Genomic DNA, 21,030 nt, shown 5'->3' with positions numbered 1-21,030 from the left:
TTGACGGTTAAAGAAGTTATAGGATTAATTGATGCAGATTATACTGCAGCTCAAAATTGAGCACTATAACACCAAATACATACCGCATAACTACCTGAAAATCAAAGTATTTATACTTAATTTAATTACCCAAAATACGCGTATTTATACCTATAGAAAACAGGTTAATTATTGCGAAATTTTATCTTCCACCTGATGGTTGTTTGTAATAGGTAAGGGCTCCCTATGTGTGAGCGAATTACTTAATGCTCTTTTTCATCTGGCAATAATTATTGCCCCAATCACACAACGCATCCATAATGGGGATGAGGGTTTTGCCCAGCTCGGTAAGCTTGTACTCTACCCGTGGAGGCGATTCGGCGTAGGCTGTGCGTAACAGAATACCATCGCGTTCCAGTTCCTTGAGCTGGGCGGTCAGTGTGGCCTGGGTGATATACTGCATCTTTTTACGAAGCACCCCAAACCTCATAGGGCACTCCTCCCTGATCTTGTTAAGCAGCATCAGTTTCCATTTTCCGCCGATGATGTCCAGTGCATTTGTCATGGGACAGTTATCTTCTAAAAAAAAGCCATTTTCTGTTTTTATAACCAGCTGATCGTCATCGTTAGTATCATTTTTCATACTTAGTATCCTCCTTCAAACTACTTGTGAGCCTCTCCCATCCCATTCATATTTGAACTGTAAAGCTAACAAAATCAGGCCTAAAGCCAGTTAAATTCCTTTATCTGCAAATTATGAACAAACAAATTTCAAGATGGTTCCTGCTCATTATCCTGTCGTCGGCAGTATTTTTATCGGTGATCGATATCTTTATTGTTAACGTGGCCATCCCTTCCATCAAAAGGGGCATTCATGGATCCGACAGTGATATCCAGCTGGTAATTGTGCTGTACCTGCTGGGCTATGCCGCCTTCCTGATCACCGGTGGCCGGGCTGGTGATCATTATGGCAAAAAGAACGTTTTTATAGTTTCCATGCTGCTATTTGTGGTTACCTCCTACCTGTGTGGTTTTTCGCAAACAGCATGGCAAATTAATACATCGCGCTTTTTACAGGGCATCAGTGCGGCTTTTATGATCCCGCAGAGTATTACCTATATCCAGGAACTTTTCCCGCTACACCATGACCGTATCAGGGCGTTGGGGATTTATGGTAGCATAGCCGGTACTGCCTCGGTCATAGGGCAATTTTTAGGAGGCCTGTTGCCCGATATTCACTTTTTGATGGATGGCTGGCGACTCATTTTCCTCATCAATCTGCCCTTAGGTTTGATCGCCGTGATACTGGCAGCCATATTCCTGAAGGATACTAAAATCTCCAAAAAATCCCGGTTCGATTATTCTGGTGTTAGTTTACTCACCTTAGCCCTGATTACTTTGATTTACCCCCTGGTGCGCGGTCCAGAGCTTCACTGGCCCTGGTGGAGCATTACATCTATCGCTCTGTCGCTCTTATTGTTATACCTGTTTGTGCTCGACCAGCGTAGCAAGCTACATAATGGCCATGAGCCCTTGGTCGACGTACGCCTGTTCAGTTTCAAGGATTTTAATATCGGCCTTTGTGCTGTGCTGTTTTATTTTATGGTACAGGATACCTATTTCCTGATCAATGTGATCCTGTTTCAGAACGGCTTTGGCATCAGCTCGTCCGAAACCGGGATATTCTTTGTGTTCCAGGGTGTTGGGTATGTGTTAGCCTCCCTGTTGTCCCTTCGTCTGGTACCGCTTTATGGTAAACGGGTGCTGCAGGCGGGCGTTTTGATCATGGTTACAGCGCTCCTGTTCCATTTGGTGTTTTTTAACTCTGTGACTGTCAGTAGGTATGTACTATTGCCTTTACTTTTTATTTACGGTACCGGCTGTGGTTCGGTACTGCCCTCCTTACTCACTATGGCTCTAAAGAGCATTCCAACCCAGTTTGCAGGGGCTGCCTCAGGGACTTTCTCTACCTTTCAGCAAACGGCTATTGCTTTGGGGATAGGTATTGTAGGTGGCATATTTTTTTACCGGCTCTCGGGCGATACCAGTTTGGCCGGGTATATATCAGCTTACCGGCTGGCTACCAGCATCAATATTTTTTTGCTTGCAATCGTCAGCCTGTTTTTGTTTTTGCTGCCTGATAAATCACAGGAAAAACTTTTTAAACCTTAAATTTTAACACTTTTTTAGTCAAAAACAGGGTAAAAACGCATCACTTTTGGCCACTTTAACTAAATTTTAACGCCATTTTAACACTTTTTAACAAATTTTTGATGGGTTTTGAAAGGTTTAAAAAGTATTAAATAATTGATATTCAAATAACTAACTACAAATAAGTTGATTTTTTTGCCTTTTTGGGTGCTTATGCAAACGGCCCGATTCTCTCTGTTTGGGAGAAAACCGGGCCGTTGTATGGTAAATATATTAAAATTTATTGGGAGGGCTGGTGACAAAATCATTCGGCGAATCTGTGCGTATCCTGCGTAAAAGATCTCTCCTCGTACCTCGTTCGAGATGACAAGTTGGGTTTTATCTAAAAAAAGCGTCATTGCGATGCACGAAGACAACCGACCGGAGGGAGCTCATTAATACCTATAAAAAACAATTATAAATATTAATAATCTCTAAACTATACAGAGTGACTCTGCTTATCGGGGATTGCTTCGTACCTCGCAATGACGCGTGTTGATGTAAATGATTACAGGTGGGCATTCTCTCCTACTCACTATTCACCAATCACCGCCTCACTACTTCACCTCATCCAATTCCAGCACTACGCTGGTTCTGCCGCTGCTTACGTGCGGGTTTACACCTACATTCATTAAAAAGTTACCGGTTAATACCAGGTCGTTTTCTATGGGTGATTTTGTACCCGGATAAAGATTGATCTCTTTTACCTGGTATTTTTTCTGCGGATCTAGACCTTTCAAACGGATAGGCACCAACGTGCCTGTACCATAACGATTATTCACCAGGTAGTTAAACATCACCGCTTTTGCTTTGGCATTATCTACATACATGATAGACGCAGCATCATTATCCCATGGACTTTGTAAACGATATTGGTCGCCATGCCAGATGGCTTCTTTCAGGTTATCATAGTTTTTTAAAGCACCATGAACATAATCCAAGTCCTGCTCACTTAGCTTGCTGATCACGATGTCAAAACCCAGTTTGCCCATCATAGCTACATCTGTACGGAACTTGAGCGGTTGTTTACCCCAGTCGGTCACGTGGTTGGAGCTGGTGATGGCTGGGTAAAAGTAAGAGTACTCCCACTGGATAAACACGCGCTCCAGCGGATCGGTATTATCACTTGGCCAAAACTCGGTAAAGTATTTCAATGCACCATAATCCACACGACCGCCACCACCTGAACATAACATCAATGGTACTTTTGGATATTTAGCGCGTACACGCTCCAGCACCTTATACAGGCCACGTACATAATCGGTATACAAATGCGATTGATCCTTTTTAAGATAAGCCGAATACGCGTTATAGATCACCGCGTTACAATCCCACTTGATGTAAGCCAAATCTGGATTTTTGGTGAACAGGTTATCTACGATGCCAAATACAAAATCCTGCACTTTTGGATTAGTCAGGTCGAGCACCAATTGATTACGGAAATACTTTTCGGGACGGTTGGGTTGTTTGATCACCCAATCCGGATGTTTTTCATATAGCTCGCTTTTAGGATTAACCATTTCGGGCTCTATCCAGATACCGAATTTTACGCCATTGTTTTGTGCTTCCTTTACCAGCCAGCTGATGCCGTCGGGCAGTTTTTGTTTGTTCTCCTGCCAGTCGCCCAGGCCTGCATGGTCACCATTGCGCGGATATTTATTGGCAAACCAGCCATCATCCAATAAAAACAAGTCGACACCCAGCTTTTTGGTATCTTTTAATAGTTCGGCTAGTTTAGTTTCGTTGAAATCAAAATAAGTTGACTCCCAGTTGTTCAGTAGGGTAAGCCTGGAACCTTCGCCATCAACAATTTTGTATTTGCGTGCCCAGCGTTGTAATTTTCTGCTCGCGTCACCCTTACCCTGGTCAGAGTAGGTGTACACCAGGGCAGGTGTAGCAAACTCTTCATTTGGTTTTAAATGATATTCGGCCGCGGCATTGTTGATACCGGCAATCAGTCGCAGGTTATCAGACACATCCAGTTCAAAATCGATCTTAAAATTACCCGACCATTCCAGCGCACCTAACAATACTTTACCTTCATCTTCGGTAGCGGGTTTATCTATAGATACCGCGAACATGGATGGCTCATACAAATTGGCACGGGTACCCAGTTTGCTGTCGATGGTTTTGATACCGTGTGTTAGTTTGGCCTCTTCGGGGCGCATTTCTTCGGCCCAGTTGCCATGGTATTGTTTCAACCAAAAGCCGCTACCCTTCAGGTTCAGGTTGGCAGATGCGAATTTATTTAATACCACCTCGCCTTTTTCGCCATGTTTGATCACCGACCATTGTTCGGTAACATCCTCTTTAAAATAGGTTTTGTAATACAGTTTTACCTCAAAATTATAAACCGGGTCTTTCAGGGTAACCGTTAACAGCGAAATATCATCGGCAACCTTGGTCACCTCATGGCTCACATAAACCAGGCTAAGGGATTTGTCACCATTGGCATGGGTTACAGTTATAGCCGGCTCGGCCAGGTTTGCGGAACCAGATGGTGTATACGCCGAGTTAAGGATGCCGGAGTCGTCCTTTTGGTTATACATTTTTTGGATGCGCGCATATTCGGCCGTATTGCTCAGTTTGGCTCCAAAGTAAACCATTTTAAGGTTCTTATCAGCATCAGTTTGTAATACCAGCGCGTTGTGCTGTGTTTCCACCGGGATGGTCACTACCTGGGCAAAACTGCTGCCAGCTGTAAACAGACCACCAACCAGGCATAAGGGCAGTAAATGATTTCGGAACATATTTCTCAATTTATAAGGTTATTTTCAGTGTTAATGTGTTTTCTTTTTCAAGGGTGTCATGCTGAGCACCGTCGAAGCATGGCGGGCAGGCCTCTGCGCTCTACTCTTCGACGGTGCTCAGGGTGACAGCCTATATTTATTTCTTTGCATCGATATCCAATTTATACAAAGCCGCATCGCCACCATCAAGCTTAAAGTTTAATGTTTTACCCAGGATGTCGCCCTGTAGAAGCTCATGTAACTCGTATTGATCTTTACTGTTTAAACCGAGGCGTTTGCCGTCCAGAGCAAAAGTTTTGGGCTCACTGCCATAATTGAAAATGGCAATATAGATACTATTTCCAATTTTTTGGGTAAACATTTCAGAGGCGTTTTCGTCAGTGTTGCCTTCAGCAGGTTTAAACGTTTTGCCGTTTTCGATCAGTTTGATCACTTCCGGATTTTGGTACCAGACTTTAGCCCTTTCGCTCCATTGGCCGTGTACCGAAAAATCGTCGCCAGTGATTACCGTACCGGTGATAACAGCCGATAAAAAGCGGGCTCGGTTGGCGCCTTCGCTCTCGGTTGAAAGTACCACATGATCGGCATCAACATAATTGTATAAAAAGGTTTGCCACCAGCCATAACTTACACTATTGAGGGTGTACTGGGTATCTTTAATGGTTTTAAAGGCATCGCAGGCAATACGACGCGTGTGCACATAACGACCGGTAGCCATGCTCGGCGAAATGGCGGCGTAAATGAGCATCTGGTCGCCCAGTTTATCAATCAGATATTCCATGCCTTTGCGGTAGGCCTGCATGCCGGTGGTTACTGTGGGATCATAAAAATGGGTCGACTCGGCCGTAGCATGACCCAAAAAGTCGATCTTGATCATTTTAAAACCACAGGCTTTTAGTTTACCTATGATGAGGTCAATGCGTTCGCGGGTGCCCGGATGTGTTGGGTCAATAGCGCGGGCACCGTCAATATCATGGTAGCCATTACCTACTTTTGTCCAGATGTCGCCAAAGGTATAATTGCTGCCGGGCACCTTGCGTTGCGGGCCATCTTTCCAGCCCCAGTCGGTAAATGGTGCCCAGTATACGCCGGGTTCCAGGCCTTTGCTTTTACAGTAATCGGCAAATTGTTTCAACTTGCTGTAATCGCCTTCCGGGCCACCTTTTACCATAAAATCCCAGTAGGAATCCAGGTCGATGAAGGCTGTTTTACCCGTACGGAAACCGGCTAAGCTATCGGCAAAAAAGTCGGCTACTTTAGTGGCTTTCTCATAGGTGAGTTTTTCCTGCATCACGCCCCAGCTGTTCCAGCCTACGGGTGTGGGTTTTGTCCAGTTAAAAACATAAGGAGGCTCTGCGATGCGGTTGGCTTTGGCATATTCTTCCATGCCGGTGCGCCAATCGTCAAAATAACCTACCAGTATTTTTGGCGATTTTATCACATCACCACTGATGATTCCGTGCGCGATATTATCGCGGGTCACGCCATTTTCTGTGTATCCTGCCCAAACCTGGATGGCATTACCACTGTCTTTTTTGGCGGTACTGCGGATGCCGGTTTTCCATACTTCATGTTCAATAGAGCCCACTACAAAACCGTTGCGGCTATCGTTGCTGTACACGGCCCCTACTTCGGCACTCATATTGCTGAACGGTGTGGTAAAAGGTTTAGCGTTATAGCGAATGAAAGTATCGTTATCAAAAGGCACAAAAATACTGCGCGCATCACCAACAACCGCGGCTATATTACCCGAGAACGGGATGATGGAATTGGTTTGCAATCCTTTCCCGGCAGCTTCTATTTGGGTGATAAAATACTCGTGATTAGGATAAGTGTAAAACACCTGTTTGATGGGGTTAAGGCCTTTACCAATTAATGTAATGATATATTTAACACCCTTGCCAAAGCCATCGGTGATATCGGTTTTGGTATAGGTGCGGGATGTATAATCTTTAGTGGAGATGGTTTTACCGTTTAGGGAGATGGTGGCGTTTACCTTACTGTATGCTAAGTACTTATCTTTAGACACAGAGTACAAGCCGTTTTTCAGATTATAGAGAATAGCGTTACCTTTACCATAAGGCATGAAAACCTGACCTGCGGGCTGTTTACGTGCTTGCGCCGACACTTTATTTACAAATGGCAAAGCCAGTAGTAGTGCGAACACTAAAACCGGCCGGGCTATTTTGGGGATGGATTGTCTTGTTGCTGTTGCAATAGGCTTCATGTATAGTTTAAATTGTTTAGCTTTTTTGGGCAGTGACATTTTTTATCGCTCCGTTTACTTTAACCCTTACGCTACGCGGATCGGGGGAAGTGATCTTGTAAGTGGTAACCTTACCATCCTTCCAGGCAAAATCAACCGTAAAGTTTCCACGGGCTTTGAGGCCTTTAACCGAGCCGGATGTTTTCCAGCTATCGGGTATGGCAGGCAGCAGGTCGATATAACCGGCATGGCTTTGTATCAGCATTTCGGCTATACCTGCGGTGGTGCCAAAGTTGCCATCGATCTGGAACGGCGGCCCAGCAGAGAGCAGGTTGGGATAAATACCACCACCCGAACCATAATTGATATCGGTACGGGTGGTTGGTTTCATGATCTCCGTAAACAGCTTGTAAGCACGGTTGCCATCGTGTAATCTTGCCCAGAATAACAATTTGTAAGCGATAGACCAGCTCGGGCCGTCGTCGCCACGAACATTAAGCGTTTTTTTGGCAGCTTCGGCCAATTCGGGTGTACCATCCGGTGTAATTTCCGAGGCTGGATAGATACCGTACAGGTGCGAAATGTGGCGGTGCTGCGGATCAGTTTCCTGATAATCTTCCAGCCATTCCTGTATGCGACCGTCTTTGCTGATGATACCGGCAGGCGGTATTTGTTTCAGGCGCAATTTCAGGGTATCGCTGAATGATTTATCGATGCCAAGCGTCTTAGAAGCAGTAATTACATTGGTAAATAACTCGCGCATAATCTGGTTATCGATAGTTGCACCAATACAGATACTGGCGTGGCGGCCGCTGCCATCGGGCATCACAAAACTATTTTCGGGCGATGAAGAAGGCGCAGTAACCCAATAACCGCTTTTAGGATCTTTGATGAGTATACTGCTGTAAAACTGTGCAGATCCTTTTAAAATCAGGTAAATACTTTTTAAATAAGCTTTATCATTAGTAAAAGCATAATGATCCCAAAGGTTACTGCACAACCAGCCCGATCCGGCTTTGGTTACACCCCAGGAAGCGCTTTCGCCGGGCTCCGTCCAGCCCCAAACATTGGTGATCACGTGGGCCACCCAGCCATCGGCATTGTAATAGGCTTTGGCTGTTTTTTCGCCGGGTTTTACCAACCCGCGTACCAGCTCAACCAAGGGCAGGTTTAGTTCCGACAGGTTAGATACTTCTACCGGGAAATGGTTCATCTGCACGTTCACATCCAAATGATAATCGCCATTCCAGGGGGTATGTACCTGGTTGGCCCAAAGGCCCTGCAAGTTTGGTGGTAATAAACCTACACGGGTACTGCTGATACTCAGATACCTGCCGAACTGAAAAAACAACACCGGCATATCTTTATGATTACCGGGTTCTTTATGAAAACTGATCAGTTGCTGATCGGTAGTTTCCGTACTTTCCGGTGATCCTAAATTAATATCAACCCGGTTAAATAGCTTTTGATAGTTAGTGATATGCTGCTGCTTTTGTGCGGCGTAAGGCTTTTTCACAGCTGCATCCAAATCGCGCTGGATTCTTTGCTTAAAATCGGGCTTTCTGAAATCGGTAGCTGCTGATATATAGATAATGACTTCGGTAGCATTTTTAACCAAGAGGCTGTTTGCTGTAGAAGAAAGCGTACCACCGGTTAATTTAGCTTTAACGCTGGCCTGGTATTGCATACCATTACCATCGGTACCGTTATCAAGACGCCCCTGCAATAACAAGGTATTGCCGCTGGTACTGGTGGCCGACCGCTCCAGGCGGGATATATTGATGCTAAAATTCAGCTTGCCGGGTTTATCGGCCGTTAGCCTGATCATGTTTACATCGTCGCCAAAACTAGTGAAGTATTCGCGTTTGTAAGTAACGCCATCAACCAGGTAGCTGCAATTAGCCACGGCTGTATTGAGAGATAACGATCTTTGGTAATTGGTAACCTGCGCATTGGGTTTGCTATAGTCAAATTTCAGGTCCAGATCGCCTAAAACCTGGTAGCAACCCCATCGTGCACCACCCGAACCCGGGCCTTTACATACAAAGTCTTTATCAATGAGCGCCTGTGCCTCCACATTTTTACCGGCCAGCAGCAACTCTTTTATCTGCGGCAGCTGTTTGTAAGCCTCGTAATTATTAGCATCCTGTGGCGAGCCCGACCACAGGGTAATGTCATTCAGCACAATCTTTTCATCGTTCACCCCACCATCGGGCATCATACCCAGGCGACCATTACCCAGGGGCAAGGTTTCTTCCCATACGGCAGCAGGCTTATCGTAATGCAGCCTCAATGCTTGTTTTTGCGCAAAACTTAGCGTTGAGGTTAATAACAAAATGCTTGTTATTGATGTGAGACGTTTGGTTATCATCGGTTGTAAATAATTAGGCTTTAGTAAGTATTACCGGGATGCCTTGAGCGTTTTTATCAAGCACCAGAACAATTACCGAGCAATTTTCATCGGGCAGGGTGGCTGGCAGGCCGATCTGATAATTGTTTTTATCTGCCTTAATCGTTACGGCATCCCCGTTCATAAAATAGGATTTGGTGATCTTTACACCCGGAATAGCGGGGATAGTCAGCATCCCATCTTTACGCTGAAAAACATGCAGGTATATTTTATTGCCCTTACGGGTAGCACCGTAGATGGCATTAGGCGCATAAGGCCCTCCTTGCGTACTGTAAATACTTTCGCCATACTGTTTTAACCAATCGCCCATTTCCTGCAGGCGCTTCACCTGCCGGGCCTCGATGTGGCCATCCATAGCTGGGCCAATATTAAACAACAGGTTACCATTGCCCGCCGCCGTTGTTACCAGCGTTTGGATACATTGTTTTAATGACTTCATCTGGTCGTTTGGTTTCCAGGCCCATTGGTTGCAAATGGTAATGCAGCTTTCCCAGGGTTCATTCATGTTGATCTCCCCTATGCGTTGCTCTGGCGTTAAAAAATCACCTACAGATTCTTCATTCAGCTTTTCACTGATTTTTCCCAGTCTGTTATTGACGATAACATTGGCATCAACACTTTTGATGAACTGGTATATTTCCTTGCCATCTTCTTTTGTCCAGGGTTTTTCCCAGTAACCATCAAACCAAAGCATAAAGGGCTTGTATTTGGTGATCACTTCCTTCAGCTCATTTTTCATTCGGGTTTTAAAGGCGGTCATATCGCCTTTAACATTCTTTGTAGAATCGTAAGGGTTATGGATAGGATAATCAGGATCATGCCAGTCTAAAACCGTAAAATAGATGCAAAAAGTTACACCCTGCTTTTTGCAGGCCTGTGCCAACTCGCCAACGATATCTCTTTTAAATGGCGAATTGGATATGTTATAATCAGAATAAGCGGTTGGCCATAAGCAAAAGCCATCATGATGCTTAGCGGTGATGGTGAGGTATTTCATACCGGCATCTTTAGCGGTTTTCACCCAGGTATCGGCATTAAATAATCGCGGATCAAACTCGTGGTACAGGTTATCATAATCGGCCTGGGCTACCTCTTTATTGCGGCTCCAGCCAATTTCGGTACCGCGCTGGGTTACCGGGCCAAAATGGATGAACATGCCAAAGCGCTTGTCCATAAACTGATCCATAACCACCTTAGGTGTTTTAACCTCCTGGGCAAATACCGCGCAAATGCTTAATACCAGGGCCATCATCAACCCCGCTTTTTTCTTCATCATATGTTTATTTATTGTTTACCAAAAAATGGACAATGCGGCAGGCATGCCCCTTGCTCGAACCGTTCTTTTTATCGCTGATTTTAATTTTAAGCACATGGCTGCCATTGCTCAAATTATCGCCCAGTATATGATAAATAGGCAGATGCAACCAACTGCTAAACTCCGTGAACAGATCTTTATCTTTATATGGGCCGTTATCAATGGCGTAGGATATCGTGCCCGCGTCGCCACCGGCTACTACAGCAATACCTACCGCGTTACCTTTAAACGGGAGTGTTAATTCTGCCCCCGGTTCATCGGCATTCAGTACCGGCACATGCACAAAACCCGGACGGGTAGAAAGACCATCTTTCGGGTCCCAATCTGGGGTAATCTGCCAGTCTTTGCCCAGTTTGGCATTGGCCAGGTCGTAATAGCTGCCATTTTCATAGCGGGCCTTATCAATTACCTGGGGTACGGGTATCTTAAACGGCACCTTGTATTTATCCTCCACGCATTCCTGTAACAGCGTTCTTATGGTGGCAAAGTAAAGCTCCTGACCATAATATGCCGGGTGGATATCTTTAAAATCATCGGCCCAGGTGAGTTCTTTATTTTTGATCTTATCGTTCACTTCCAGTGCCAGGTTTACATAGGGCAGGTTATAATGCCTGGCTATCAGTTCATGGTTAAATAATTCGGGCGATAACTTGCCTTTGGCGTAATTTTCCATTTTCTGAGGATCTACAAAGGCCATCAGGATCACATCAGTATACGGATTGGCATTGCGGGCATGTCTTACTGTCCCTTCCAAAGCACGTACCTGTGTGGTGCTGTCGGTACCCCGATCATTCACCGCTGCCTCTAAAAACAGCAGGTCGGTTTTGCCCGAATCCAGGATATCGCGCTGTACGCGGAAAGCATGCGGTAAACTGCCTAAGGATGGGATACCGGCAGCTATAAAATGAAAATCTGTTTCGGGATAGGTTTCTTTCAGATACCGGCAGATCTTATCGCGCCAGCCTGGGTTAAAGGTGATGGATCCTCCAAGGAACGAAACCGTGGCCTTCTTTTTTACCGTAACCGCGTAATAAAAGTTATTGAGTTTACTGGCTGTGGTCACATAATTGCTGTACCGCAACTCATTTTTTACCGGGTATGAATTGCTGTAGATAAAGTCGGCATAATACTCAGGGCGATCAATTTTAACATGATGTCCCTGTAATTCTACCGGGCCCTGGGTTATGGGCTGAATGCTCACCGGGCCACCCAAAGCCAGGTAATTTTTGGCAAAAGGGTATGTATTTTCATCAGGAGGTACCAACTTATCGTTCAAGCCGATGGTATGCAGTACGGGTACACGAAACGAGGCCAGCCCATCCAGGTTGTCTATAGGGTTATCTTTATAAGCTAGTGCCTGTTCTTCGGTAAAATGGTATACTTCTTTCAGCTCTTTCCAGCTATTGGCATCACCCGGACCTTTACCTTTGCCACCGGGCCAGCTTTTAAAATCGCAAACCGGGGTTTCGCCATAAATACAGCTTACCTTATCCGGATTGCGCTTGGCCCAGCCATACACATACAAACCACCACGGCTCACCGCTTCCAATGCTACCCTATGAGCAAATGATTGTTTTTCGGTTAAATACGCATAGAATTTATCCCAAACCTGCAATGCTTGCGGATTACCATATTGATTATCGACATTAACAAAGGCTACATAAAATCCTTTGGTCAACAATATACTGTCAATTTCGGTATGCCAATCCGGGAAGGATGCGCGCCACACCCATGGATTGCCTGGCAATGCCTGTTTTGGTTTTACATAATAAGCGTTGTGCCCGTCGATGCTTACGGTTACTTTTTCAAAACCTTTCCAAAGGTTGGCTTTGTCCTGGGCTTTTACCGGTAAGAAAGCGCCGAACGATATAGCTAAAATAAATAAGTATTTAAATTTCATCATGCCTGGTATTCTGTTATAATGGTTTCGCCGGAAGGCTTCTTACTGGTTTGGTAAATGTATTGGCTAATTATATCTCAAAAAATGGATAAATCTTTGAAGTAGATGGACAATCCCCCTTGAAATGCTATTGCGTAGACGACTCTCCCGTCTGCGCTTCTTTCCCCACCACGTCATTGCGAGGTACGAAACAAAGAGCCCCACCCAACCCTCCCCGGAAGGGAGGGCTTTAAAACATTTCCAAAAGCCTTCCCTTCAGGGGGAGATTTAGAGGGGGCTCTTTGCTTCGTACCTCGCAATGACGCTATTTTTAATATTCATCGTTGGCGAGTCGATTCTGCGGCGTTATCAATTCCCCACAAAATCATAAACCTTACCCACCTGTGTTTTAAAGCTATAAGCCACATCATTACCTGCTCCATCGGTTTTTGAAACCTGTGCAGCAGTTTTTAAACCATTAGGACTTTGCAGCTTACACTCACCACCAGCTAATGATTTAATAGATAGCTTAACAATTTTGCCGTCTTTCCATTCCATGTTCACAATCTCAAAATCGCCGCGGGCACGCAGACCCTGTACGCTGCCTGTTAGCCATGCTTTTGGTAATGCGGGTAGTAATTGCAGTTCGCCGGTTTGGCTTTGCAGCAGCATTTCGGTTACCCCAGCTGTATAACCAAAGTTTCCATCGATCTGGAATGGCGGATGGGCGCAGAAAAGGTTGGCATATAAACCGCCGCCTTCATTGTAGTTAACTCCTGAGCCACCAACCAGTGTTATAAAATTATTTAGAATAGTATAGGCATGGTTACCATCCAGCAAGCGTGCCCAGAAATTTATTTTCCATGCCATCGACCAGCCTGTTGACACATCGCCACGGGCCAGTAAGCTTACTTTTGCAGCCTTGGCTAACTCCGGTGTTTTCAGGGGACTAATCCTTCTGCCCGGATGCAGGCCAAACAGATTTGAAGAGTGTCGGTGGGTATCTTTAGGATCATCGCGGTCGGTTTCCCATTCCTGTAGTTGTCCCCATTTACCAATCTTGGGCAACAGCAGATGCTCCCGCATATCGGCAACATGGTCGCGGTATGCTTTATCTATACCCAAAGCATCGGCAGCTTCAATATAATTGGTAAACAGGTCATATACTATTTCCTGATCGTAGGTTACGCCATCCTCGGTAGGCCCATGCTCGGGCGACCAGCCCAGCGGAGATACCAGCGTTCCATCGGGACGGCGTTTCAGGTGATCGTCCCAAAACTCCACTACTTCTTTCAAAATGGGATAGGCAAAGTTTTTAAGATAGGTTTTGTCCAGCGCAAAGGCATAAGGCTCCCAAATACCCTGCATATACCAGGCGCTGCCGGGGGTGTTCCACAAAAAGCTGGAACCGCCATAAATATTGTTCTCAGTTTTTACCGTCCAGCCGCGAACGCCGGGATATTGCTTACGGGTGCTTTCTTTTTTCACCTCGCGCATGCTATTGATATAATCAATGTATGGAACATAACATTCCCAAAGATTGGTAGGCTCGGCCAGCCAGTAGTTCATCTGGATATTGATGTTGGAGTGATAATCACTGCGCCATGGTGGGTTATTGCTTTCGTTCCATAAACCTTGCAGGTTAGCAGGCAACCCGCCTTCACGTGATGAACTGATGAGCAAATACCTACCATATTGATATAATAAAGCTTCTAATTGTGGATCGCCCTTGGTTTTATAAGCCATCAGGCGTTTGTAGGTTGGTAAAGCAGCCTGCTCTGCCGGGGTATTGCCCAGGTTAATAGCTACCCGGCCAAATAAAGCTTGGTAATCCTGCAAATGGGCTGTTAATAATTGCGCGAAGGTTTTACCCTGAGCCGCCGAAAGTGCCTGTTTTACTTTAATGCCAGGAGCTTCGCCGCGCCAGTGCTGGTCGCGTTTGTTACTATAATCGGTAGCCGCTGCCAGTAATATGGTAAAACCATCGGCTTTACTGATCACCAATTGCGATCCACCTTTACCATCCGGTTCCGCTTGGATAGAACCACCTTCTGTTTTAATAGTTACCTCGCCGTCATAGGCCAGGCCATTATCTAACTTGCCGGTAATTTGCAATGTGGTACCATTAGCAGTAACCACCGAGTTATGGGCATCTTTTAATTTAATAGTGACCGAATAGGCACCCTTTTTATCAGCAGTAAAATGCAGTACCATCACCTTACCGGGAAAACTGCAAAAATACTCGCGTTGGTAAGCTACGCCGCCATCGGTATAACTGATCTGCTGTACCGCTTTACTAATATCCAGTTGGCGGCGATAATTTGCCGGTATTTTTTGGGTGGAATCTTTACCTTTAAAATCAATATACAGATCGCCGAAGGCCTGGTAAGCGCCGGTTTCATTTTCGTCGCCTGTCCACAGGCTGATCTCGTTAAACTGGATATGCTCCTGGGCAAGTCCGCCGAAAACCATACCACCCATGCGGCCATTACCTATGGGATAAGCTTCGGTCATCCAGGTTTTGGCGGGTTTATCATCCCAAACCGTTAAACTTTTTTGATGCAGGCCCGGGTTTACCTGTTGGGCTCCTGCGGTAAACACCCATACGGTTTGCGTTAAAAAAAGCGAAAAGCAAGCAATCTTTTTAATCATCAGAAACAAAAATTTTGTGTTTAATTGGTTTTATTGCTTGCTCCGGATATTCATACCGTATTCTATCTCCAAAAGCACCTGGATGCAGCAATCGTGGCTAAAAATATAAATTAAATGTAATACTTACAGTTTTAATTTAAACACAAATGATAATTGTTACAATTACTCATTAGCCTGATCAATCGGTATGAAAAACCTCTTCCATATTTTGCCATATTTTTTGCTGGGCCGCTGCCTCAGGTAATGGATTTTGTGTGGGATTGGTTTCCTTCCACCAGCGTTGTGTGGTGGTATCGGCAGCCATCAGGGCCATGTCTTTGTCAAAATCGGCCCCCACATATTCAAAATAGCTGAACAGGAAATACTTGCCCTCGATTTTTTGAATGTAGATGGAATAGTTACGGATGTTGCACTCCCTGATTTTTTTTAATACCCCCGGCCAGGCCGCAGCGTGCAGTTTTTTGTAGTACGCCAACTTTTCGGGTTTTAAGCCGGTGACCATACCAAAGCGTTTTACTTTAACCGTATCGGTGGCTGCTTGTTGCGCTTGCTGCTGGTTACATCCGGTGAAAGCCAGCAGGCAGAGGATCGCTATTGAGAGTTTTTTCATATACATACTAGTTATCTAAAAATGTAAAAAAGCACCACCATGATTACTACCAGTAATACCGAGAGCACTTTGTAATTCCCTAAACCACGCCATGCAGGACCGCGCAGAGGTTCCCAGGGCGATCGCCAGTAGAGTGCTGAACTTTCTTTAGTGTGTATTACCGGGTAGGCATAGGATAGCGTTACCTGTATCAATACACACATCACAAACAGGTAAAAAGCCATCATCATAAAGGGTACCTGCCCTATTACCGTATCCGGGAACAACTTATTCATGGCAAATACGATCACGCCAATAGCCGAACCTATCCACAAGGTATATTTGGCTGATACTGCCGATGCCTTTTTCCAAAAAACACCTAATAAGAACACGCAGGTTATGGGTGGAGCTATGTGCGCTATAATATCATTCAACCCATCGAAAATACTGCCGTACCGGTTAAGCAAGGGTAACAGAGCCAGCGACAAAACCAGCGATACCCCGGCGGCTATTTTGCCCACTTTTACCAGCCCGGCATCCTGTGCATTGGGTTTATAGCGTTTATAAATATCATAACTTACAATGGTGGATATAGAATTTAACGCGCCCGAGATCTGGCTCATTAAACCCGATAACAGGGCGGCAACCAGTACGCCTATCAAGCCTTGCGGTATCAACTGTGTGATCATGAGGGTGTAGATGCCTTTACTATCAACCACCTCTTTCCCGCCAACAACCGATTTTAATGCCGAAATATCCAGGTGACCGCTTTGTGCCAGCGTATAGGCAAACAGGCCGGGCATCACAAAAATAAAAACGGGTAGTATTTTTATAAAACCACAAAATAAAGGCCCTACGCGGGCATGGTTCTCGTCCTTAGCACCCAGCACACGCTGCACAATGGTTTGATCGGCACACCAATACCAGATCCCTAATACCGGGTAGCCCAAAAATACGGCGTACCAGGGCATACCGCTCGGATCACCGTGCGGGCGCAGCATGGAGAGTTTGTTCATTTCGCCGGTATGTTTTAATACATCAACCATAGGTTCCCAGCCACCCATTTTGTTGTAGGCAGCAACACTCATGATGATAGCGCCACCCAACAACACCAGGGTTTGGATAGATTCGGTCACCACCACTGCAGTTAAACCGCCAACAATGGTATAAATAGTAGTAATGATAGAGATAACGATCACGCTGGTATACGTATCAACGCCAAACAGCGTATGTAGTACCACCCCACCGGCCAGTAAGGAAAACGCGATATGAATAAGCACCGCAGATACCACTGATATGATAGCCAGCCAATCGCGACTTGCACGATCATACCTTTTCTCCAAAAAATCGGGCAGTGTAGCCACACCGGATTTAATATAGAACGGGGCGAAGAACAAGGCCAGCAAGATGAGCGTAAAAGCCGCCATCCATTCAAAATCGCCATTGAGCAAGCCCTTATCAAAACCGCTTTGCGCCAGGCTCACCAAATGCACGCAGGATATATTGGTGGCGAACAAGGCTAACCCGATCATGGGCCAGCGCAGTTTTTTCCCGGCTAAAAAGTACTCTCCCGCCTCGTTATTATTATTCCTGGTTTTACGCTGATGACGGATACCCGACCATAGCCCTATGACAAAAATAAAGGCGATGTATAAGGCACTGATGATTAAATCGGGCGTATGGATCATGGTTTTTTGTTTAGAATCAAGAGATAAGAATTAAGACAAACTTTTGTTGCTTTATCAATCTTCCCGTTATACTTATATTTTGAATTTTTACTTTTGACTTAACGCTATCAAGTCACAACTACTGCCGGGTTCCTGAGGGGTGATGTATACACCATTGCTGATATGTACCGGGTTTACAAAATGCTGCTGTAAATGCGGTATATGTTCTAAAAACAAAGCCTCGTGACCCATCGAAATATGGTTGAACAATACCAGGTGCTGATGCAGCTGCCCCATGTCGCCTACGTGTGGCACTACCGGTACGCCGTATTTTTTACATAACAGACTTACCGTAATAAATTCGCTTACCCCGCCTACCCGCACAGCATCCACCTGGATAAAGGAGGCGCAGCCGGTTTGCAGGTAATTTTTAAAGATGATCTTATTGGGTACATGCTCGCCCAAAGCCAGTTTTACCGGGGCTACGGCGTTGGCCAGTGTTTTATGGGCCAGCACATCATCCGGATGAGTAGGCTCCTCTATCCAATAAGGGTTCATGCTTTTGAATTTATTACAGATAGATATAGCCTGCGGCAGGTTCCATTGCTGGTTAGCATCCAACATAACTTTCACGTTATCCCCGGCTATCTCACGTACAATATGCGCCCGGCGGATATCCCTTTCCGGATCGACAGAACCTACTTTAAGTTTCATGGCCGTGAAACCTTCTTCCAGCGCTTTCTTGCAGTTTTCGCGCACTTTTTCGTCGGAGTAATTGAACCAGCCGATAGAAGTGTCATAACCCGGATAGCCGGTTTGCAAAATATTTTCCCGCTGATGACTGGTTGATCTTTGATCCGTCAGCATTTGGATAGCCTGCGCGTGGGTTAGTTCGTCTTCGAGGTACGAAAGATCAAGTGTAGCCACAATTTGTTCGGGCGAAAGATCATTCAATAATTTCCATAGCGGAACACCCCTCTTTTTGGCCCAAAGATCATAACAGGCGTTAGTAACCGAAGCCAGCGCCAGGTGCACCACACCCTTATGCGGCCCCAACCATCTGAATTGCTGATCATTCGAAAGCTGATTAAACAAGCGGCCAAAATCGGCCATGGTTTCTTCAATATCCTTACCCACCAGTTTGCCGGCATAATAATGGGCTGCTTTGCAAACCAGGTCGTTTCCCTCACCCAGAGTAAAGGCAAAACCTGTGCCTGTTAGTCCGCTATCATCAAATAAACGGGTTACCGCGTAGGAGTAAACAGGATTGGTATGTATGGCATCACTTCCGGCGCTGCCATCAAGGGCGTAGCGTACGTCGTCAACTTCAATATTCTTTATCATGTATTTAGCTCTGATTTAATTGGTTTAATGGGTTGATAACACTACGATAGCCCAATTCGGCACCGCCGCTTACCGGTAAAATACAGCCTGTAATAAAACGGGCTTGCTCAGATACCAGGAACAAGCAGGCATCAGCCACTACATCACCTTCGGGGCAATAGCCCAAAGCGTGTATGCCATCCAGATAATTTTCAATAGTCAGCGGATCGGGTTGCTGCTGGCTCCAGCTGCGCAGCATAGGTGTCCATACACCTGCCGGGGCAACGGCATTCACCCGGATACCATAAGGCGCGTAATCAAGCGCCATTGATTTGGTAAGCGCATTAACAGCACCTTTGGTGGCGCTATATGCCGCGTGGATCTCCTGTCCTATCTCTCCAACAAGGCTGCTTGTATTCAATATATTTCCCTTTGTTTTTCTGAGCTCATCAATACCAAACCGGGTAGTGTTAAAAATGCCTTTCACATTAATGTCAAATACTTTATCCCACTCTTCGGCAGTAGTTTCGTGTATCGCTTTTGAGGGGTTTGAGATACCGGCGTTATTATGGATCACGTCAAGACTACCAAAATGGTCTACAGTTTCAGTAATGGCCTGCTGCATGTCGGCGGCTACTGATACATCAGCGTTTATAAACAATATTTCGCTTTTGGGAAGTTTCGCTTTTGCTAGTTCAATACTCGCCTCGTTGTTAGTAATGATGCTCAACCGGGCCCCGGCAGCGCTATATACTTTGGCGCATTCCAGTCCAATCCCCTCGGTGCCCCCTGTCAAAAAAATTACTTTGTTTTTGAGTAACATATATTTTTATAGTTAAAGTCAGGGAATTGTATCGGCTACGATGTAGCGGTATCTCCCTAAAATTCATTTACAGTATGGTTAAATTGGTGCTTACAGAACAATTCAAAAGTAAAGCCTTGCATTATTGTTTATAATAGGAAAAACAGTTTTCTTAATGGATTATTCAACTAAATATCAGTAGATAAGTAAAGGATATTGGCAAAATACTATCTGGTGTTTACAATACGCCTTAAATGATTGTATTTGCCGATTGTTTTATATATAATAGCATCATATATTACGGACAGATTCTTTGTTGATGTAATATTCAATTACAAAACCAATTATTACATTCATGAGCAGCAGTTTCAAAAGACGGGATGGCTTTATGGGAGAAAAGCTTTTGGCTATTCCGCAAAAGATACTGCGGGAAGCGAAAGATAAGAACCCCCAGCTTTTTCGTATTTATATTACTTATATAGGTTATTTCCCGAAAGCCGCTGCACATTACCGCGAGCGCAGGAAGGGCTGTGAGGATAATATCCTGATCTACTGCCTGCAGGGAAAGGGACATTACATATTGGATAGTAAACGCTATGAGGTAACATCAAACCAGTTTATCATTATACCAGCTACTGATCAATACATTCGCTACTGGGCCGACAAAGACGATCCCTGGACAATTTATTGGGTGCATTATACCAGCGATCATATTCAGGCCCTTAATCAATCACTCAACTTAAATATTCATAAAGGTCCTATACAAATACCCTTTAATGAAAAGGCCATAGAGATATGGCAAAACATCTATCAAACATTGGAAATGGGCTACAGCATAGAAAACCTGTGCAATGCAGCTTTTTGCCTGCATCATTTGATAGCTATATTTTTGTTTCCGCAGCGGCACGTGCAAAATAATCACGAGAATGATGGTGATATCATTACCAAAACCATCAACCACATGCGCAGTAATATCAGCCAGAAGTTAACCGTGGAAGATATGGCTGCCCGGCAAAGCTTATCGGTATCGCATTTTTCCAACATCTTCCGGAAAGCTACTGGCATGCCTCCTATCGACTACTTTATACATTTAAAAATGCAAAAGGCTTGTCAGCTGCTTTACACTCATGATCATAAAATAAAAGCGGTAGCTATGAACCTGGGATATGAAGACCCTTATTACTTTTCGCGCATTTTTAAAAAGTATGTTGGTTCCTCACCCGAGCAGTACCGGGTTACGGCGAAGAACACGGGGTGACAAGGTTAAT

Annotated in this window: 13 protein-coding genes; 2 read left to right on the top strand and 11 right to left on the bottom strand. The window is 45.0% G+C overall.

Translation table 11 applies throughout. The features are described from left to right. Nucleotides 1–238 precede the first annotated feature (238 nt). Nucleotides 239–622 carry a winged helix-turn-helix transcriptional regulator gene (locus tag BW976_RS16385; protein WP_076374399.1) on the bottom strand — a complete coding sequence of 128 codons (384 nt, stop codon included), beginning with the start codon at nucleotides 620–622 and terminating at the stop codon, nucleotides 239–241. A gap of 113 nt (nucleotides 623–735) precedes the next feature. On the opposite strand from BW976_RS16385, the gene BW976_RS16380 reads away from it, so the two are divergent. Then, nucleotides 736–2,151, top strand: a complete 1,416-nt coding sequence (locus tag BW976_RS16380; RefSeq protein ID WP_084192222.1) for an MFS transporter — start codon at nucleotides 736–738, stop codon at nucleotides 2,149–2,151. A 575-nt stretch (nucleotides 2,152–2,726) separates the two neighbouring features. On the opposite strand, the gene BW976_RS16370 is transcribed toward BW976_RS16380, so the two are convergent. The 10 genes from BW976_RS16370 to BW976_RS16325 form a co-directional block, all read right to left on the bottom strand. Continuing rightward, nucleotides 2,727–4,919 (bottom strand): alpha-galactosidase, encoded by a 2,193-nt coding sequence (locus tag BW976_RS16370; protein ID WP_076374396.1) that lies wholly within the window; start codon nucleotides 4,917–4,919, stop codon nucleotides 2,727–2,729. Nucleotides 4,920–5,055: 136 nt separating this feature from the next. Then, nucleotides 5,056–7,185 carry an alpha-galactosidase gene (locus BW976_RS16365; protein WP_139332319.1) on the bottom strand — a complete coding sequence of 710 codons (2,130 nt, stop codon included), beginning with the start codon at nucleotides 7,183–7,185 and terminating at the stop codon, nucleotides 5,056–5,058. Further along, nucleotides 7,163–9,496 carry a glycoside hydrolase family 95 protein gene (locus BW976_RS16360; RefSeq protein WP_076374395.1) on the bottom strand — a complete coding sequence of 778 codons (2,334 nt, stop codon included), beginning with the start codon at nucleotides 9,494–9,496 and terminating at the stop codon, nucleotides 7,163–7,165. Before BW976_RS16360 ends, BW976_RS16365 begins: the two co-directional genes overlap by 23 nt. Before the next feature lie 13 nt (nucleotides 9,497–9,509). Beyond that, nucleotides 9,510–10,811 carry an alpha-L-fucosidase gene (locus tag BW976_RS16355; RefSeq protein ID WP_084192221.1) on the bottom strand — a complete coding sequence of 434 codons (1,302 nt, stop codon included), beginning with the start codon at nucleotides 10,809–10,811 and terminating at the stop codon, nucleotides 9,510–9,512. A 4-nt stretch (nucleotides 10,812–10,815) separates the two neighbouring features. Next, entirely contained in the window at nucleotides 10,816–12,753 is a 1,938-nt protein-coding gene (locus BW976_RS16350) for an SGNH/GDSL hydrolase family protein (RefSeq protein WP_076374393.1), read from the bottom strand. Between the two features lie 345 nt (nucleotides 12,754–13,098). Beyond that, nucleotides 13,099–15,381: a glycoside hydrolase family 95 protein gene (locus BW976_RS16345; RefSeq protein ID WP_076374392.1), complete on the bottom strand. Its 2,283-nt coding sequence runs from the start codon at nucleotides 15,379–15,381 to the stop codon at nucleotides 13,099–13,101. Nucleotides 15,382–15,559: 178 nt separating this feature from the next. Continuing rightward, nucleotides 15,560–15,991 carry an L-rhamnose mutarotase gene (locus BW976_RS16340; RefSeq protein WP_084192220.1) on the bottom strand — a complete coding sequence of 144 codons (432 nt, stop codon included), beginning with the start codon at nucleotides 15,989–15,991 and terminating at the stop codon, nucleotides 15,560–15,562. An 11-nt stretch (nucleotides 15,992–16,002) separates the two neighbouring features. Further along, nucleotides 16,003–17,658 (bottom strand): sodium:solute symporter family transporter, encoded by a 1,656-nt coding sequence (locus BW976_RS16335; RefSeq protein ID WP_076374391.1) that lies wholly within the window; start codon nucleotides 17,656–17,658, stop codon nucleotides 16,003–16,005. Between the two features lie 87 nt (nucleotides 17,659–17,745). Beyond that, nucleotides 17,746–18,981, bottom strand: a complete 1,236-nt coding sequence (locus BW976_RS16330) for an enolase C-terminal domain-like protein (protein WP_076374390.1) — start codon at nucleotides 18,979–18,981, stop codon at nucleotides 17,746–17,748. A gap of 4 nt (nucleotides 18,982–18,985) precedes the next feature. Next, nucleotides 18,986–19,783, bottom strand: coding sequence for an SDR family NAD(P)-dependent oxidoreductase (locus BW976_RS16325; protein ID WP_076374389.1), 798 nt, complete (start codon nucleotides 19,781–19,783; stop codon nucleotides 18,986–18,988). Nucleotides 19,784–20,117: 334 nt separating this feature from the next. On the opposite strand from BW976_RS16325, the gene BW976_RS16320 reads away from it, so the two are divergent. Next, nucleotides 20,118–21,020: an AraC family transcriptional regulator gene (locus BW976_RS16320; RefSeq protein ID WP_076374388.1), complete on the top strand. Its 903-nt coding sequence runs from the start codon at nucleotides 20,118–20,120 to the stop codon at nucleotides 21,018–21,020. The last annotated feature ends 10 nt before the right edge of the window (nucleotides 21,021–21,030 follow it).

The sequence above is a fragment of the Mucilaginibacter lappiensis genome, assembly GCF_900155965.1.
Lineage (GTDB): Bacteria > Bacteroidota > Bacteroidia > Sphingobacteriales > Sphingobacteriaceae > Mucilaginibacter > Mucilaginibacter lappiensis.
This window is presented reverse-complemented; position numbering and strand designations above follow the sequence as displayed.

Excerpts from the sequence above, each read along its gene's own strand:
- BW976_RS16385 (WP_076374399.1), bottom strand. The coding sequence starts at position 622 with ATGAAAAATGATACTAACGATGACGATCAGCTGGTTATAAAAACAGAA.
- BW976_RS16380 (WP_084192222.1), top strand. The coding sequence starts at position 736 with ATGAACAAACAAATTTCAAGATGGTTCCTGCTCATTATCCTGTCGTCG.
- BW976_RS16370 (WP_076374396.1), bottom strand. The coding sequence starts at position 4,919 with ATGTTCCGAAATCATTTACTGCCCTTATGCCTGGTTGGTGGTCTGTTT.
- BW976_RS16365 (WP_139332319.1), bottom strand. The coding sequence starts at position 7,185 with ATGTCACTGCCCAAAAAAGCTAAACAATTTAAACTATACATGAAGCCT.
- BW976_RS16360 (WP_076374395.1), bottom strand. The coding sequence starts at position 9,496 with ATGATAACCAAACGTCTCACATCAATAACAAGCATTTTGTTATTAACC.
- BW976_RS16355 (WP_084192221.1), bottom strand. The coding sequence starts at position 10,811 with ATGATGAAGAAAAAAGCGGGGTTGATGATGGCCCTGGTATTAAGCATT.
- BW976_RS16350 (WP_076374393.1), bottom strand. The coding sequence starts at position 12,753 with ATGATGAAATTTAAATACTTATTTATTTTAGCTATATCGTTCGGCGCT.
- BW976_RS16345 (WP_076374392.1), bottom strand. The coding sequence starts at position 15,381 with ATGATTAAAAAGATTGCTTGCTTTTCGCTTTTTTTAACGCAAACCGTA.
- BW976_RS16340 (WP_084192220.1), bottom strand. The coding sequence starts at position 15,991 with ATGAAAAAACTCTCAATAGCGATCCTCTGCCTGCTGGCTTTCACCGGA.
- BW976_RS16335 (WP_076374391.1), bottom strand. The coding sequence starts at position 17,658 with ATGATCCATACGCCCGATTTAATCATCAGTGCCTTATACATCGCCTTT.
- BW976_RS16330 (WP_076374390.1), bottom strand. The coding sequence starts at position 18,981 with ATGATAAAGAATATTGAAGTTGACGACGTACGCTACGCCCTTGATGGC.
- BW976_RS16325 (WP_076374389.1), bottom strand. The coding sequence starts at position 19,783 with ATGTTACTCAAAAACAAAGTAATTTTTTTGACAGGGGGCACCGAGGGG.
- BW976_RS16320 (WP_076374388.1), top strand. The coding sequence starts at position 20,118 with ATGAGCAGCAGTTTCAAAAGACGGGATGGCTTTATGGGAGAAAAGCTT.